Genomic DNA, 15,012 nt, shown 5'->3' on the forward strand with positions numbered 1-15,012 from the left:
CAACGGCGTCGGGGTGACGCTCGGTATGCGTCCTGACCCGGTAGAAACCGGATGACCGCGCCAATAGGCGACAGTCGGCCAGCATTCCCCCGATCAACCCCGAAACTCGCAGAGGGACACGGCCAGCTCGGCAGCCTTCTGCGGGCGGCAGGTCACCCGACCGCTCGTGAGCGTCGCGACGACTGGTCGGGCGAGGGGAAAACTGACCGGTCGGGCGAGGGGACCCCGGCGGGCAGGTGGAACGGCCGGCTCCCGCTCACCGGTGACCGGCGACGCCCCCGGGTGTGCCGTCACCTCGCGACCGGTGCCGCAGTTGCCGTGATGGTGCGGCCGGGATCAGCTCGTGGCCGAGCGGCCGTCGGGATGGGGAGACATGCAGCGTGCCGTGCGCGACACCTCGCGTCGCCCCGGCGTTGGTCCGAGCCCCGTGCCGGGCCGACCGGTGCTGGTGCAGCACTCGGCCGGCACCCCCGGCGCCAACGGCCCGCTGACCGCCGTGCAGAGGGTGCTCGCCTCGCCCCTGGCCGACCGCTACGAGTTCGTCCGGATGCACCAGCACGCCGGCAACGGCAGCCTGAACGTGCCGCTGCTACGCGAGTGGGTGCGGCTGCTCCGACGGGTCCGCCCGGATCTGGTGCACGTGCGGGGTCTGCAGAACGAGGGCTTCCACGGCGTGCTCGCCGCCCGCCTCGCCGGCTGCCCGCGGATCCTGGTCACCGTGCACGGCACCGTCCGTGACCTGTGTCAACCGGGTCGCGCCTGGCGGCGTCGACTGCTCGTGCACGGGGCCGAGCCCGTGACGCTGCGGCTGGCCACCCATGTCGGCACCGTCTGTGCGCACGCCGCCGGCCGGGACTTCCTGCGCGACCTGGGCGGGAAGTTCGTCGGGGTGATCCCCAACGGCGTACCACTGCCGGCACGGCCACGCGCGGCCCGGGACCGGGTCCGCGCCGAGCTGGGCCTGCGCCCCGACGACGTGACGATGATCGTGGTGTCCCGGCTGACCTGGGAGAAGGGGTACGGCGTCCTCGCCGACGCGGTACGCCGGTTGCCGCCGTCCGCCACCCGCCGGGTGTTGCTGGTCGCCGGCGACGGGCCCGACCGGGACGGGATCGGGGCCGCGCTTGCCGAAGCCGGCCGGGTCGAGGTACGCCTGCTCGGCAACCGTCTCGACGTACCGGACCTGCTCGCCGCGGCGGACCTCTTCGTCTTCCCGACCCTGCACGAGAACCTCTCCAACGCGCTGCTCGAGGCGATGGCGTACGGGCTGCCGGTGGTCGCGTCGGCGGTGGGCGGCAACGTCGAGGTGCTGCGCTCCGGCGGCGGCCGGCTGGTGCCGGCCGGCGACCCGGATGCCCTGGCCGCGGCGCTGACGCCGCTGCTGGACGACCCCGCCGAGCGGCGCCGGCTGGGGGAGTTGGGTCGCACGGTGGTGGCCGAGGACTACCACCTCGACGTCATGCTCGGTCGCCTCGACCGGGTCTACCAGCAGATCCTCGGGGAGTGACGGTGGCGCGGCGACGCGGCCCACGGGTCACCCTGCTGGGCTTCACGGTGCCGGACGACCTGCTCGCCGAGATCATCGCCCGGGACACCGGCCTGCCCACCCAGACGCACACCTTCGCCTGGGGCCTGGTGCGGAGCCTGCGGGCCGCCGACTGTCCGCTGTACCTGCTCTCCGCGGCGCCGGTGTCCACCTGGCCGGGCAACGGGCAGATCCGGTTCCGGGCGGGTCGGTTCCGCCAGGACGACGTGGACGGTCACCTGCTGGCGTTCGTGAACCTGCTCGGCCTCAAACACCTCACCCGGTTCGTCGCCGCCTGGCGTACCGGAGGCCGGGCACTGCGTGAGCGGGACGCCGACGTGCTGCTGGTGCACGGCGTGCACTCGCCGTTCCTCTGGTTCGGTGTGCTGCGGGCCCGCAGCCGCGGCGTCCGCGTGGTGCCGGTGCTCACCGACCCGCCGGGTGTCGCGTTGCCCACCGACGGTCGGCTGGTCCGGCTGCTGCGCGGGCTCGACGTCGCGCTGGTCCGGGCCGCCCTCGCCCGCTGCTCCGGGGTGATCGCGCTGACCGCCGCGCTCGCCGAGGACTTCGCGCCCGGCCGGCCCCGGCTGGTGCTGGAGGGAATCTGTTCCGCCGATCCGGCGGGCCCGCCGGTGCCGCCCGGGATGACCAGGGACATCGTGTACGCGGGGGGCCTGAGCCGCGCCTACGGCGTCGACCGGCTGGTCGAGGCGTTCCGCGGTCTTCCCGGGGACGACCTGCGGCTGTGCGTGTACGGCCGGGGCGAGCTGGCGGGTTGGCTGCGGGACCAGGCCGCCGCGGATCGGCGCATCGTGCCCCCCGCGCTGCTGCCCCGGCCGGAGTTGCTGCCCCGGCTGGCCCGGGCGACAGTGCTTGTGAATCCGCGCCCGGTGGACCAGGACTTCGTCCGCTGGTCCTTCCCCTCGAAGATCATCGAGTATCTCGCCGCCGGGGTGCCGGTGGTGAGCACCCGGCTGCCCGGCATCCCCGAGGAATATGCGCCGTGGCTGTCCTTTGCCGAGCCGGACACCGCCGCCGGGCTGCAGACAGCCGTCGGCCGGGTGTTGGAGCTGCCGGCGGAGGAGGCCCGAGCGCTGGGGACGGGCGGGGCCCGCTTCGTGCGGGAGACGCGCAACCCGGCCGCCCAGGGTCGCCGCATGAGCGACTTCCTCGCCGGGCTGCCCGAGCGGCGCGGCGCTCAGCCCCGGCCGCCCGTCGCGGCCTTGCTGAGCAGGTCCTCGATCTGGTCGACGCCGACCCGCAACGACATCCGGTCCAGGTAGAGCTGACGACCCCGACGGCCCATCGCGATCCGCTGCTCGGCCGGCACCCGGGCGGCGGCGGCGAACTGGTCGGCCAACGCCCGCCAGTCGTCCGGCGGGCAGACCAGACCCGCCCCGCCGGTGCTCACCAACCGGGCGGCGTCGCCGTCGGCAGACATCAGCACCGGGGCGCCGCAGGCCAGCGCGGCCTGCAACTTCGACGGAACCGTCCCGCGTAGCCAGGGCAGGTCGCGGAGCATGACCAGCTGGTAGTCGGCGGCGGCGTACAGCTCGGCCATCTCGACGGCCGAACGGCGACCGACGAACCGCACGTTGTCCGCACCCAGCTCGTCGGCGAGACGCCGGGCCTGTTCCGCTCCCAACCCGGTGCCGACGAAGACCAGGTCCACCGCGTCCGGCACCGCGGCGGCGGCTCGGATGGCAACGTCGACGCCCTGCAACAAACCCAGGTTGCCGGCGAACATCACAGTCGTCCGACCCCGGTGACCGATCGTCGCTCGGGCCGCGTCGGTGCCGTCCACCGGCCGGAACATCGCCTCGTCGGTCCAGTTGAACACGGTACGCACCAGACCCGGGTCGACACCCCGTTCGATCAGCTGTTCCGCCATGGCGGGCGCGATCACCGCGATGCCGGCGCAGGCCCGGTAGATCCGGCGCATCGTGCCGGTCAGCACCCGGTCCATCGCCCGCCCGGCCAGCCCCGGTGGGGCCATCCCGGACGCCGCCACCGACTCCGGCCACAGGTCCTGCACGTGCAGCACCGCCGGGACGCCGCGCAGCAACCGCAGCAGACCGGCGGCGGCGTACGCGGTGGGCGGCGGATGGTAGACGTAGAGGGCGTCGACGCCGCGCAGGTGGCGTGGGGCGGCCAGGGTGCTGGTGGTGGCGAAGGAGAGATAGCTCGCCGCCCGGCGCAGGCCGGAACGGTCGTGACTCGGATACGCGGGCACCCGGCGGACGGTCACCCCGCGATCGGTGGCCCGGTGGTGCCAGCGCTGCCGCCAACCCGGGTAGGTCCGCCCGAGGGGCAGGCTCGGAAAGGTGGTCAGCACCCGCACCTCGTGGCCGCGGCGGGCCAACTCCGTGGCCAGTTGACCCGGCACGAAGGCGCTCTCCGGCGGGTACCACTGGCTGATCAGTCCGATTCGCATGCGCCCGGCACTCCCGTCGACGGCAATTCGCCCACCTGGGGCAGACAACTGACGGAAGGGATCGAAGGACACGCGTGCGGTGTCCGCTTCGCGTGACGTGCGCGAAGGGCACTCGTTGTCACACTGGTGGCCGCCTGGGGCCGAGTCCGACGGGAGACGCGTTGAAGGTAGTCGTGACCGGTGGCGCCGGGTTCATCGGCGCCAACCTGGTACGGGCGCTCGACGAGGCACCCCAGGTGACCGACGTCGTGGTCGTCGACGACCTCTCCACCGGCCGGTTGGACAACCTGCACGACCAGCCCGTCCGGCTGCGCCTGGGCACCGTGCTCGACCCGGACCTGCTGGACGAGACGTTCGACGGCGCGGCCAGCGTCGTGCACCTGGGCGCTCTCGGCTCGGTGCCGCGCTCCATCGACCGGCCGCTGCCCAGCCACCACGTCAACGCCACCGGGACGTTGATGGTGCTGGAGGCCGCCCGCCGGCACCACGTCCAGCAGGTGATCCTCTCGTCCTCGTCGTCGGTCTACGGCGTGAACCCGGTGCTGCCCCGCGAGGAGGGGCTGCGTCCCATCCCGGTCTCCCCGTACGCGGTCTCCAAGCTGGCCGCCGAGGCGTACGCCCTCGCCTACGCCACCTGCTACGGCCTGGGCGTGCTCCCGTTCCGCCTCTTCAACGTCTACGGCCCGCGGCAGGCGACGCACCACGCGTACGCCGCGGTGCTGCCCCGCTTCGTCACCGCCGCGCTCACCGGCGAGCCGCTGCGCGTGCACGGCGACGGCCGGCAGACCCGCGACTTCACCTTCGTCGGCAGCGTCACCTCGGTGATCGTCGACGCCGTGGTCCGTCGGGTGTCCACCACCGACGTGGTGAACCTGGCCTTCGGCGCGCGGATCTCCCTGCTCGACATGATCGCCGAGCTGGAGGACATCCTGGGCCGTCCGCTGCCCGTGGCGCACGAGGCGCCGCGCCCGGGTGACGTGCGGGACTCGCAGGCCGACTGCACCCGCCTGCGGGAGCTGTTCCCCGCGGTGCGGCCGGTGCCACTGCGCACCGGCCTGGAGCGCACGGTGTCCTGGATGGCCGCCTCGTTTGGTCCGTTTGCGGCCCAAACGCGTATCTGCTGCTAGGGCCTCTCGTTGACCCGGGTGCCGCATCCGGCGGGGCTTTCGCCTGACCGCCGGAGACCGGCGCCCGCGCCGCAGCGCGCAGCAATGTGCCGCGCCGGGTCGACGGGTGAGACCCGCCCGCCGGGTGACGAACGGGAGAACCAATGAGCGTGATGACCGCGGGCCGCCGGGTGCTGATCACCGGTGGGACCGGATCCTTTGGACAGACCATGGCGCGACGACTGCTCGACCGGGACGTCGCCGAGGTGCGGATCCTCAGCCGGGACGAGGCCAAGCAGGACGCCATGCGGCGTTCCATCGGTGACGAGCGGATGCGCTACCACGTCGGCGACGTGCGCGACGTCGACACGGTGCTGCGGGCCACGCGGGGCGTCGACTTCGTCTTCCACGCGGCGGCGCTCAAGCAGGTGCCGTCCTGCGAGTTCTTTCCCCTGGAAGCCGTGCGCACCAACATCCTCGGCAGCGGCAACGTGGTCGAGGCCGCCGCGCACAACGGCGTCAGCTCGGTCGTCGTGCTCAGCACCGACAAGGCCGTCCACCCGGTCAACGCGATGGGCATGAGCAAGGCGCTGATGGAGAAGGTCGCCCAGGCGTACGCCCGGAACAACCCGAACAGCGCCACCACCGTGTCCTGCGTCCGATACGGCAACGTGATGTACTCGCGCGGCTCGGTGATCCCGCTCTTCATCGAGCAGATCAAGGCCGGCCGCGCGCCCACCGTCACCGACCCGGCCATGACCCGCTTCCTGATGTCGCTTGCCGACTCGGTCGACCTGGTCGAGCACGCCTTCCACCACGCCCGCCCCGGCGACGTGTTCATCCGAAAGGCCGCCGCCTGCACGATCGGCGACCTCGCCGAAGCCGTCTGCCAGCTGTTCGACGTGCCGTTCAAGCTGGACATCATCGGCGTACGGCACAGCGAGAAGTCGCACGAGACCCTCGCGAGCCGGGAGGAGTTGGCCCAGGCCGAGGACTTCGGTGACTTCTACCGGGTGCCGTTGGACGGGCGGGACCTCAACTACGCGCTCTACATCTCCGAGGGCGAGCTGGGCGAACGGCCCGGCGAGGACTTCAACTCGGCGAACGCCACCCGACTCGGCGTACCCGATGTGGTGCGGCTGCTCAGGTCGCTGCCGGAGATCCGGGCGGAGCTGGCGCTGCGGGACCCGGTGCTGGCGTGCTGAGCCTCGCCGTCACCGGCGCCGGCGGTTTCCTCGGCTGGCACGTGCGGGTTCTGCTGCGCGCGCTCGGCTGGCCCGAGCCGGCCGTGCTGACCCGTACCGACCTGGCCGACCCGGCGGTGGTCGCCCGCAAGATCGCCGGGGTGGACCGGGTGCTGCACCTGGCCGGGGTCAACCGGGGTGAGCCCGCCGACGTGGCCGCCGGCAACGTCCAGCTCGCCGCCCAGCTCGCCAACGGCCTGCGGGCCTGCCCGGACCCGCCCGCTCAGGTGGTCTTCGCCAACTCGGTGCAGGCCGGTAACGGCACCCCCTACGGCGACGCCAAGGCCACCGCAGCCGGCATCCTCGCCGAGACCGGTGTGCCACTGGACGACGTGTTGCTGCCCAACCTGTACGGCGAGCACGGCCGACCCTGGTACAACTCGGCTGTCGCCACCTTCTGCCGGGTCCTCGCCGAGGGCGGCCAGCCGGAGGTGCACGCCGACCGACAGCTGGACCTGGTGCACGTCACCGACGCCGCCGCCCGGCTGGCCGGCGTGGCCGCGGGCGGCTCCTGGGACCCGGCGCTGCCGGCACTGCGGATCGGGGTCCGCGACCTCGCCGACCAGCTCGCCTCGTACGCCGGCATCTACCGCACCGGCGAGATCCCGCCGCTGCGCGACCGGCACGACGTACGGCTGTTCAACACCTACCGGTCGCACTGCTTCCCGGCGCACTACCCGTTGGCCCTGCCCAGTCGGGCCGACGCCCGGGGGGCGCTGGTCGAGACGGTCAAGGCGCACGGGGGAGCGGGGCAGACCTTCTGCTCCACCACCCGGCCCGGGATCACCAGGGGTGAGCACTTCCACCTGGCCAAGGTGGAGCGGTTCGTGGTGCTGCGCGGCACCGCCGAGATCAGCCTGCGCCGCGTCGGCGACACCGACGTCGTCCGGTTTCCGGTCAGCGGCGACCAACCCGTGGTCGTCGACATGCCGACCATGTGGGCGCACAACATCACAAACACCGGCCCGGACGAGCTGCTCACCCTCTTCTGGACCAACGAGCTGTTCGACCCGGAACGGCCCGACACGTGGCCGGAGCCGGTCGGCGACGAACACCGGGTGCCGGTGGGCGCCCGGTGAGTGACCTGCGGAGGGAGACCACATGACCCGGGTGATGACGGTCGTCGGCACCCGTCCCGAGATCATCCGACTGTCCCGGGTGCTCAGCCGGTTGGACGAGACCGTCGACCACGTCCTTGTGCACACCGGGCAGAACTGGGACAGCGCCCTCTCCGACGTGTTCTTCAGCGAGCTGCGACTCCGCGAGCCGGACCGGTTCCTGCGCGTGGACACCACCTCGTTGGGCCGGGTGCTCGGCGGTGTCCTGGTCGGCATGGAGGCGGCGATCGCCGAGCTGCGGCCCGACGCGCTGCTCGTGCTCGGCGACACCAACAGCTGCATCGCGGCTCTGATGGCCCGGCGGATGCGGGTGCCGGTCTACCACATGGAGGCCGGCAACCGCTGCTTCGACCTCAACGTGCCGGAGGAGACGAACCGGCGACTTGTCGACCACGTCGCCGACTTCAACCTGGTCTACACCGAACACGCCCGGCGTAACCTGCTCGCCGAGGGCCTGCACCCGCGCCGGATCCTGCACACCGGCTCGCCGATGCGGGAGGTGCTGGAGCACTACCGGACCCCGATCGCCAGCTCGACCATCCTTCGGCAACTGGAGCTGGACGAAGGCCGGTACTTCCTGGTCAGCGCGCACCGGGAGGAGAACGTGGACCGGCCCGACCGGCTGCGGCGGCTGCTTGACTGCCTGGTCGCGGTCCGCGACCGCTGGGGCCACCCGGTGCTGGTCTCCACCCACCCGCGTACCCGCAAGCGCCTGGAGGCACTCGCCCCGGACGCCACCGCGCTGGACGGCATCGCCTTCCACGACCCGTTCGGTCTGCTCGACTACGTGCACCTGCAGACGAAGGCGTTCTGCACCCTGTCCGACAGCGGGACGATAAGTGAGGAGGCCGCCATCCTCGGCTTCCCCGCGGTGACCCTGCGCGAGTCCATCGAACGCCCCGAGGCGCTCGACGCGGGCGGGATCATCATGACCGGTCTCGACCCGCAGGGGGTGGTCGAGGCGGTCGAGGTGACGGTGGCGCAGGTCGCCGCCGAGGGTGTGCCCTGCCCGGCCGACTACCAGGTGCCGGACACCTCCCGGCGGGTGGTCGACTTCATCCTCTCCACGGTGCGCCGGCACCACGACTGGGCCGGCATCCGGCACTGAGCCGCCACAGTGGGCGGTCGGTGGTCCGGCGGGACCGGCCACCGGCCGCCCGGCGGCGCGCTCACCGCCGCCGGCCCGCCACGTCCTCGACGATGTCCGCCACCTCGGCCGCCGCCCGCAGGTCGTCGAAGGACGTCAGGATGTGCCGGCGGGCCAACCGGCCGCACAGGCTGAGCCGGCCCGCGACCCAACCCTGGTACGCCGAGTCGAGCGCCTCCACCAGAGCCATCGGATCACCCGGCGGGACGACCCAGCCGGAGCGCTCGGTCACCGCCTCGGGCAGACCACCGGCCGCGCTGACGATGCTCGGCACACCCATCGCGCCAGCCTGTACCGCCGCGCCGGGGCCGTCGCCGAGGGACGGGGAGACGCTGACATCCGCGGCGGCGTAACAGGGCCGCACGTCCGGGACCGACTCCACCCAGGTGATCCCGGGGTCGTCGGCGACGCCGAAGCGCGCACCGAGCTGCCGCCGGTAGTCCGCACCGGCAGCCGTCCGGCCGCCACCGACAAGCAGCAGGTGCGCGTCCGGGTGCCGGCGGCGAAACGTCCGCCAGGCGGCCAGCAGCACCTCGTGCCCCTTGACCCCCCGACCCGAGTGGATGAACCACTTCGGTGCCTGGACGTGCGCGACCATCACCGCCAGGAACACGCCCTGGTCGATGCCCAACTCGGCGCGGATCTTGGCCCGCTGGTCCGGGCCGGCGGCGTCCGGGCTGAACGCGTCGGTGTCCACCCCGTACACCGCGACCGGGCGACGCTGCGGCGGACACCCCAACTCGCCGTACCGGGCCGAGGCGTACCGGCAGCCGCAGACCAGCACGTCGTCCAGCCGCCACAGCAACCGCTCCACCGAGCGGACCAACCGGGATTCCAGGTACGCCGGGTTGGCCACCATGTGCACCCGGCGTACCGGCAGGCCCAGCGTGGCCAGTCGCACCGCGTACGCCGAGGCGATCAGGTGGTACTGCACCACGTCCGGGCGCAGCCGGCGGAGCAGCGCGCGCAGCAACAGCAGCCCGATGGGCGCGTACCGGCCCATCGTGAAGTCGTAGGGGGAGCTGAGCACGTCGACGCCGCGGCGCTCCAACTCGTCGGTGAGCCGGCCGGCGCCCCGCGGCAGCACGACTGTCACCTCATGCCCCCGGTGCCGCAACTCCTCGACCTGCGGCAGCAGCCACATCCCGCCGGCATTGCTCCTGACCAGCACCGCGATCCGAAGCTGGCGGACGCCGAGCGGCCGGCTCGCGCGGGGACCCACGCTCACCGGGCCGGAACTCCCTTGACCACCGCGCCGGCGGGTACGTCGCGGACCACGCAGGCCCCGGCGCCGACGGTGGCGCCCGCGCCGACCCGCAGCCTCTGCAACACCACGGCACCGGCCCCGATCAGCACCCCGTCGCCCAGGTGACAGTCGCCGGAAACCGCCCCCAACGGGTTGACCGACACGTGGTCACCGACCGTGCAGTCGTGCGCCACCGCGCTGTTCTGGTTGAGGTGCACGTGCCGACCGACAGTGACGTTCGTGGTGACCCGGGCGCCGGGAAACACGATAAGGCCTTCGCCGTAGACGGTGTCCGGGCCGACGGTGGCGTCCGGGTGCACGAGCACCGCCGCCGGCAGCCGGTACGCGCTCAGCCGCTGGTCCACCGACCGCCGGGCAGCCGGATCCCCGATGCCCAGCGCCAGGTGTGTGCCGGCGGGCTGCTCGCCCAGGCGGGGGGTGCCGCCGAGGTAGGGCACCTCCAGCCGCTGCACCCGCTTCAGGTTGACCTCGCTGGGCTGGTCGTCGACGAAGCCCCGTACCCGCCACACCGGGCCGCCGAGGGCGGCGGCGTTGACGGCCCGGACGATGCCGAGCACCTCCCGGCCGTGCCCGCCGCACCCGACGATGACGATGTCCAGGCTCACCGGCGGCCCTCTGCCGGCCCGTGACCGCCGGCCGTGGCCAGCTCGGCCGGGCCGAGGAACTCGTGGGCGGTGGCCGCGCCGGAGGCGGTGATCCCCTCCCGGCGCACGACGGTGCGTACCGTGCGCAGCAGGATCCGCAGGTCCAGGACGAGCGAGCGGTGCCGCACGTAGTGCACGTCGAGGGCGAAACGCTCGTCCCAGCTCAGCGTGTTGCGCCCGTACACCTGCTGGAGACCGGTGATGCCGGGGCGAACCTCGTGTCGGCGGAGCTGCTCCGGGCTGTAGCGGGTCAGGTACACCGGCAGCAGGGGGCGCGGCCCGACCAGGCTCATCTCGCCGCGCAGCACGTTCCACAGTTGGGGCAGCTCGTCGAGGCTTGTCGTACGCAGCCAGCGGCCGAACGAGGTGAGTCGGACGGCGTCGTTGGCCAGCGCCTCGTCCGCACCGCCGACGGTCATCGAACGGAACTTGACCAGGTGGAACAGTCGGCCGTGCCGACCCGGGCGGGCCTGCCGGAACAGCACGGGCCGACCCATTGTGACAAGCACGGCCAGCGCCACGGCGGCGAGCACCGGCGTCGCGAGCAGCAGGCCGGTGGCGGCCAGGACCACGTCCAGCATCCGTTTGACGGTGTCGTAGGGCCGCTTCATCGGTTTCCGTCCAGGAACTCGGTGATCGCGGCGATGACGCGCTCCACCTGGTCGTCGGTGAGCGCGGAGCCGCTGGGCAGGGCCAGGCTGGTGGCGAAGAGACGGTCGGCGGCACCGGTGTGGGCGACCTGCCGGTCGGCGTACACCGGTTGGCGGTGCATCGGTTTCCACATCGAGCGGCACTCCACGCCGTGGCGGGCCAGGTGCGTGGCGAGTTGGCCGGGCTGCCAGCCGGTCCGCTCGGGTTCGACCACCACGGAGGTCAGCCAGCAGTTCGAGCCGGGGTCGCCGGCGCCGAGGATCCGGGTGCCGGGCACGCCGGTGAAGAGCCGGGCGTACCGGTCATGCAGAGCCCGCCGCCGGGCGATCATGCTGTCCAGGCGGGTGAGCTGGGCGCGGCCGAGCGCGGCCAGCAACGTGCTGAGCCGGTAGTTGTAGCCCACGTCGCGGTGCTCGTAGTGCGACACCGGCTCGCGGGCCTGGGTGGCCAGGTGACGGGCTCGGGTGACCAGCGCGAGGTCGTCGGAGACCAGCATCCCGCCGCCCGTGGTGGTCAGCACCTTGTTGTGGCTGAACGAGTAGACCCCCACCCGGCCGAACGTGCCGGCACACCGCCCCCGATAGGTCGAGCCGAGCGCCTGCGCCGCGTCCTCCACCACCGGGACGCCGGTGGCCGCGCAGAGCGGCAGCAAGCGGTCGTAGTCGGCGCACCGGCCGTTGAGGTCCACGCTCAGCACGGCGGCGACCCGTCGGCCCGCGTCGACGAGACGGCCGAGCAGGTCGGCGAGGAGGTCGACGTCGAGATTGCCGGTGGACGCGTCGCAGTCCACGAAGACCGGTTCGGCGCCGGTGTAGGTGACCGCGTTGGCGGTGGCGGCGAACGTGAGCGTGGGCACCACCACCACCGTCTCCGGCCCCGCGCCGACGGCGAGCAGCGCCAGGTGCAGGGCGGCGGTGCCGGAGGAGAGCCCCAGCGCGTGGCCGACGCCGACCCGTGCCGCGATTTCCCGCTCGAACGCGTCCAGCTCCGGTCCGTCCGGGTCGAAGCGCCCGGCCCGGATGGCTCGCAGGAGGTAGGACTCCTCCAACTCGCCGACGTCGGGTGGGGAGAGGAAGACCGGGTCGGTCACGCCTGGGCCGCCGCTGCGCGCCACGGGCGGACGGTGGTGGATCAGATCCACGGATGGCGCCTCCGATCGGACGGTAGGGAAGACCACAACTGTTGTAACGGCCGGTATCGGCCCGACGGCGTGGTTTCGCCAACAATGCGATGAATCAACCCGTTCGGGCTTCACGTTGGGCCGTCCGCCGGGCCGGTAAAGTGCTGCCGGCCGTTGGCCATACGTCCACACCAGGGAGAACGAGTGCTGCACCTGAGGGTGATTGCCCCGGCCGACCGGTCGGCCGAGGTCGTCGACCTGCTCACCGCGGCGGTGGGGGTGACGCACCTGGCCGTGCTGCCCGGTGCCGCCCGGCAGCCGAAAGGCGATCTCATCCTCTGCGACGTCGTACGGGAGAGCGCCGACCAGGTGTTGCAGGGTCTGCAGCGCATCGGTGTGGACACCAGCGGCGGCATCGCGGCCGACGACGTGGAGCTGACCCTCTCGCGCGCGGCCGAGCGGGCAGCCCGCCAGGCCCCCGGCAGCGGCGCGGACGCGGTGGTCTGGGACGAGGTCGCCGCGAAGACCGGCGAGCAGACCGAACTGTCCGGCACCTACCTCGTCCTGATCGTGGTGGCGACCATGATCGCTGGCATCGGTGTGCTGCTGGACCAGCCGATCCTCATCGTCGGGGCGATGGTGGTCGGTCCGGAGTTCGGCCCCCTCGCCGCGCTCTGCGTGGCACTGCTGCGCCGCCGGCTCGGGGTGATCGGCCGCTCGGTGCAGGCGCTCTCGGTCGGCTTCCTGGCAGCCATGGTGGCGACAGTGCTCAGCACGTGGGCGCTGAACGCCGCTGGCCTGGTCAGCCGGGAGATGCTGCTCGCCGAGCGTCCGCTCACCGACTTCATCTGGCGGCCGGACGCGTTGTCCTGGGTGGTCGGCCTGCTCGCCGGTGTGGCCGGCATGCTGTCGTTGACGTCGAAGAAATCCGGCAGCCTGGTCGGGGTGCTGATCTCGGTGACCACCGTGCCGGCCGCGGCGAACGTGGCGGTGGCCGCCGCCTACGGGGCGTGGGACGAGGCGGGCGGCTCGGCACTCCAACTGGTGATCAACCTGTGCGCGATCGTCCTGGCCGGGCTGCTCACCCTCGTGGTGCAGCAGGCCTGGTGGTGGCAGCTGGCCCGCCGGTCCCGCCGTCCAGCAGCCGGGTGAGCAGCGTCCGCAACGAGATCGACTCGCCGTCGCGGCCTCCCGCTCCGACGACCAACGGCGCCGGGCTGGGCTGCGGGTCGACACCGAACAGCCAGGCCCGCACGCCGCCGGGCACCGTCAACAGATGGAACCGGCCGGCCACGTCCACCGCCCGGGTGCCGGCCCGGTCGACGTACCAGCCGGTCAGCCTGGTCCGGTACCGTCCGCGCCCGTCGTAGCCCCGGGCCACCAGCCGGGTGGTGGGCAGCCCTCGAAGGGTCGCCTCGGCCACGAACCAGGCCACCAACTCCGCCGCCTCCGCCTGCTCGGCGGCCCGTCGCCGCGCGTCCGCGTCGGCGTGTGCCCGCACCGCCTGCCGCTGCCGCTCCCGCCACTCGCTGTCGTCGCCCTCACCCACGAGCCGACGGTACGCGAACCGACTCAGTCGAGTACGGCCAGCAGGGTGTGCCGGGCGATGCCGGCCATCACCGGGTTGGTGTCGACGTAGTACGGCAGCGCGTTGATCGCCTGCTCCAGGGCCCAGCCGCGCCCCCGCTCCCAGGTGGCGTCGTCCACGCCCAACGCCCGCCGGTACGTTTCCCGCGACCCGGGGTCCAACAGGTTCCACGCCGGCATCAGATCCACCGCGGGGTCGCCCACCTTGACCGACTCCAGGTCGATGACCGCGGCCAGCCGCCCGTCGCGGACCAGCAGGTTGCCCGGCATCAGGTCGGCGTGGATCCACACGTCGGCCGGGTCGTCCCGGCGCGCGTTGCGGCACCGGTCCCACACCTCGGCGAGCGCGGCGGTGTCGGTGAGTTCGCCGCTGACGGCGAGGGCGGCCCGTACGTCGGCATCCTGGTCCGCCAGCGGCCCGCCCCGGCCGAACCCCGGCCACGACCGTCCGCCGGTGTCGATGCCGTGCAGGGCGACCACGACAGCGGCCAGGTCACGGGCGAAGACGTCCGGGTCGTCGATCCGGTCGGGCTGGGCCGTCTCCCCGGGGATGAACCGGTACGCCGTCCACGACCCGGGGTACCCGTCGCCCGGCGCACCGAGGGCGAGCGGTTCGGGCACCGCGACCGGCAGGTGTGCCGCGAGCAGCACGGCGTGTTCCTGCTCCCGCCGCAGCGTGTCGCGCAGCGCGGGATCGGCGGAGGGTCGCAGCGGAAACCGCAGCACGAATTCCGTGCCGAGCCGGAACAGGGCGTTCACGGTGCCGGCCGAAGGGAGGGGGCGCACCGGCAGCCCTCGCCAGCGCGGAAACTGTTCGGCCACCAGCGCGGCAACCACGTCCGCGCTCACGTCCACCTGGTCGGCATGCATCCGCACCGCGAGATCATCACCCAGAACCCCGCGCACACGCGACCCGTTTCCCGCCCGCCGCCCGCCGCCGCTGGCTGACACAGTCACGGATGACCGCGCTCCGAACCCCAACCTCCGAACGCCCCCTGTCGAGCTGCCCCAGATCTGGGGCGGGCTCGCCTGGAACGGCCGACAACTCCAGATCTTGGACAATATCCGTTCGCGCCTTGGGGTCAACCGCTGGTTGCAACACCTTCGTTGATGGTGATGGAGGTGGTTGTGGTGGCTGGACGGTTGTCAGCGGCAGAACGTGAAGAGAT

General features: G+C 72.8%; 14 protein-coding genes. 7 read left to right on the plus strand and 7 right to left on the minus strand.

The genetic code is table 11. The features are described from left to right. Positions 1–373 precede the first annotated feature (373 nt). Both ABZU25_RS30655 and ABZU25_RS30660 read left to right on the plus strand, forming a co-directional pair. A complete protein-coding gene (locus ABZU25_RS30655; RefSeq protein WP_355032826.1) occupies positions 374–1,507 on the plus strand; it encodes a glycosyltransferase family 4 protein in 1,134 nt (377 codons plus the stop codon). 2 nt (positions 1,508–1,509) lie between these two features. Further along, entirely contained in the window at positions 1,510–2,808 is a 1,299-nt protein-coding gene (locus ABZU25_RS30660; RefSeq protein WP_355032827.1) for a glycosyltransferase, read from the plus strand. Here the strand turns inward: ABZU25_RS30660 and ABZU25_RS30665 are convergent. Continuing rightward, positions 2,724–3,959, minus strand: a complete 1,236-nt coding sequence (locus ABZU25_RS30665) for a glycosyltransferase family 4 protein (RefSeq protein ID WP_355032828.1) — start codon at positions 3,957–3,959, stop codon at positions 2,724–2,726. The genes ABZU25_RS30660 and ABZU25_RS30665 overlap by 85 nt on opposite strands. A 161-nt stretch (positions 3,960–4,120) precedes the next feature. Here ABZU25_RS30665 and ABZU25_RS30670 point away from each other — a divergent pair, with 161 nt between their 5' ends. The 4 genes from ABZU25_RS30670 to wecB all read left to right on the plus strand — a co-directional run bounded on the left by ABZU25_RS30670 (position 4,121) and on the right by wecB (position 8,535). Continuing rightward, complete coding sequence (locus ABZU25_RS30670) at positions 4,121–5,086, plus strand: NAD-dependent epimerase/dehydratase family protein (protein WP_355032829.1); 966 nt, start codon at positions 4,121–4,123, stop codon at positions 5,084–5,086. A gap of 143 nt (positions 5,087–5,229) precedes the next feature. Then, positions 5,230–6,270, plus strand: a complete 1,041-nt coding sequence (locus tag ABZU25_RS30675) for a polysaccharide biosynthesis protein (protein ID WP_355032830.1) — start codon at positions 5,230–5,232, stop codon at positions 6,268–6,270. After that, positions 6,264–7,388 (plus strand): NAD-dependent epimerase/dehydratase family protein, encoded by a 1,125-nt coding sequence (locus ABZU25_RS30680; protein WP_355032831.1) that lies wholly within the window; start codon positions 6,264–6,266, stop codon positions 7,386–7,388. Before ABZU25_RS30675 ends, ABZU25_RS30680 begins: the two co-directional genes overlap by 7 nt. Before the next feature lie 22 nt (positions 7,389–7,410). After that, positions 7,411–8,535, plus strand: a complete 1,125-nt coding sequence (gene wecB, locus ABZU25_RS30685) for a UDP-N-acetylglucosamine 2-epimerase (non-hydrolyzing) (RefSeq protein WP_355032832.1) — start codon at positions 7,411–7,413, stop codon at positions 8,533–8,535. 61 nt (positions 8,536–8,596) lie between these two features. Here the strand turns inward: wecB and ABZU25_RS30690 are convergent, their stop codons facing one another. The 4 genes from ABZU25_RS30690 to ABZU25_RS30705 are packed head-to-tail and all read right to left on the minus strand — an operon-like array spanning position 8,597 to position 12,250. Further along, on the minus strand, positions 8,597–9,802 hold the full coding sequence (locus tag ABZU25_RS30690; RefSeq protein ID WP_355032833.1) for a glycosyltransferase family 4 protein: 1,206 nt from the start codon (positions 9,800–9,802) through the stop codon (positions 8,597–8,599). Further along, positions 9,799–10,446, minus strand: coding sequence for a NeuD/PglB/VioB family sugar acetyltransferase (locus tag ABZU25_RS30695; RefSeq protein WP_355032834.1), 648 nt, complete (start codon positions 10,444–10,446; stop codon positions 9,799–9,801). The genes ABZU25_RS30690 and ABZU25_RS30695 overlap by 4 nt, the downstream gene beginning before the upstream one ends. After that, complete coding sequence (locus ABZU25_RS30700) at positions 10,443–11,096, minus strand: sugar transferase (protein ID WP_355032835.1); 654 nt, start codon at positions 11,094–11,096, stop codon at positions 10,443–10,445. Before ABZU25_RS30700 ends, ABZU25_RS30695 begins: the two co-directional genes overlap by 4 nt. Then, a complete protein-coding gene (locus ABZU25_RS30705; protein ID WP_355032836.1) occupies positions 11,093–12,250 on the minus strand; it encodes a DegT/DnrJ/EryC1/StrS family aminotransferase in 1,158 nt (385 codons plus the stop codon). Before ABZU25_RS30705 ends, ABZU25_RS30700 begins: the two co-directional genes overlap by 4 nt. 210 nt (positions 12,251–12,460) lie before the next feature. Here ABZU25_RS30705 and ABZU25_RS30710 point away from each other — a divergent pair, with 210 nt between their 5' ends. Further along, positions 12,461–13,408 (plus strand): DUF389 domain-containing protein, encoded by a 948-nt coding sequence (locus ABZU25_RS30710; RefSeq protein ID WP_355032837.1) that lies wholly within the window; start codon positions 12,461–12,463, stop codon positions 13,406–13,408. Here ABZU25_RS30710 and ABZU25_RS30715 read toward each other — a convergent pair. Continuing rightward, positions 13,338–13,805 (minus strand): hypothetical protein, encoded by a 468-nt coding sequence (locus ABZU25_RS30715; protein WP_355032838.1) that lies wholly within the window; start codon positions 13,803–13,805, stop codon positions 13,338–13,340. The two genes, ABZU25_RS30710 and ABZU25_RS30715, sit on opposite strands and share 71 nt — an antisense overlap. Before the next feature lie 23 nt (positions 13,806–13,828). Continuing rightward, on the minus strand, positions 13,829–14,713 hold the full coding sequence (locus tag ABZU25_RS30720) for an aminoglycoside phosphotransferase family protein (protein WP_355032839.1): 885 nt from the start codon (positions 14,711–14,713) through the stop codon (positions 13,829–13,831). Positions 14,714–15,012 lie beyond the last annotated feature (299 nt).

Source organism: Micromonospora sp. NPDC005215, from assembly GCF_040607915.1.
GTDB lineage: Bacteria > Actinomycetota > Actinomycetes > Mycobacteriales > Micromonosporaceae > Micromonospora.

Bases quoted from the DNA above. Each gene is read 5' to 3' on its own strand.
- ABZU25_RS30675 (WP_355032830.1), top strand. From the start codon at position 5,230: ATGAGCGTGATGACCGCGGGCCGCCGGGTGCTGATCACCGGTGGGACC.
- ABZU25_RS30665 (WP_355032828.1), bottom strand. From the start codon at position 3,959: ATGCGAATCGGACTGATCAGCCAGTGGTACCCGCCGGAGAGCGCCTTC.
- ABZU25_RS30655 (WP_355032826.1), top strand. From the start codon at position 374: ATGCAGCGTGCCGTGCGCGACACCTCGCGTCGCCCCGGCGTTGGTCCG.
- wecB (WP_355032832.1), top strand. From the start codon at position 7,411: ATGACCCGGGTGATGACGGTCGTCGGCACCCGTCCCGAGATCATCCGA.
- ABZU25_RS30700 (WP_355032835.1), bottom strand. From the start codon at position 11,096: ATGAAGCGGCCCTACGACACCGTCAAACGGATGCTGGACGTGGTCCTG.
- ABZU25_RS30720 (WP_355032839.1), bottom strand. From the start codon at position 14,713: ATGCATGCCGACCAGGTGGACGTGAGCGCGGACGTGGTTGCCGCGCTG.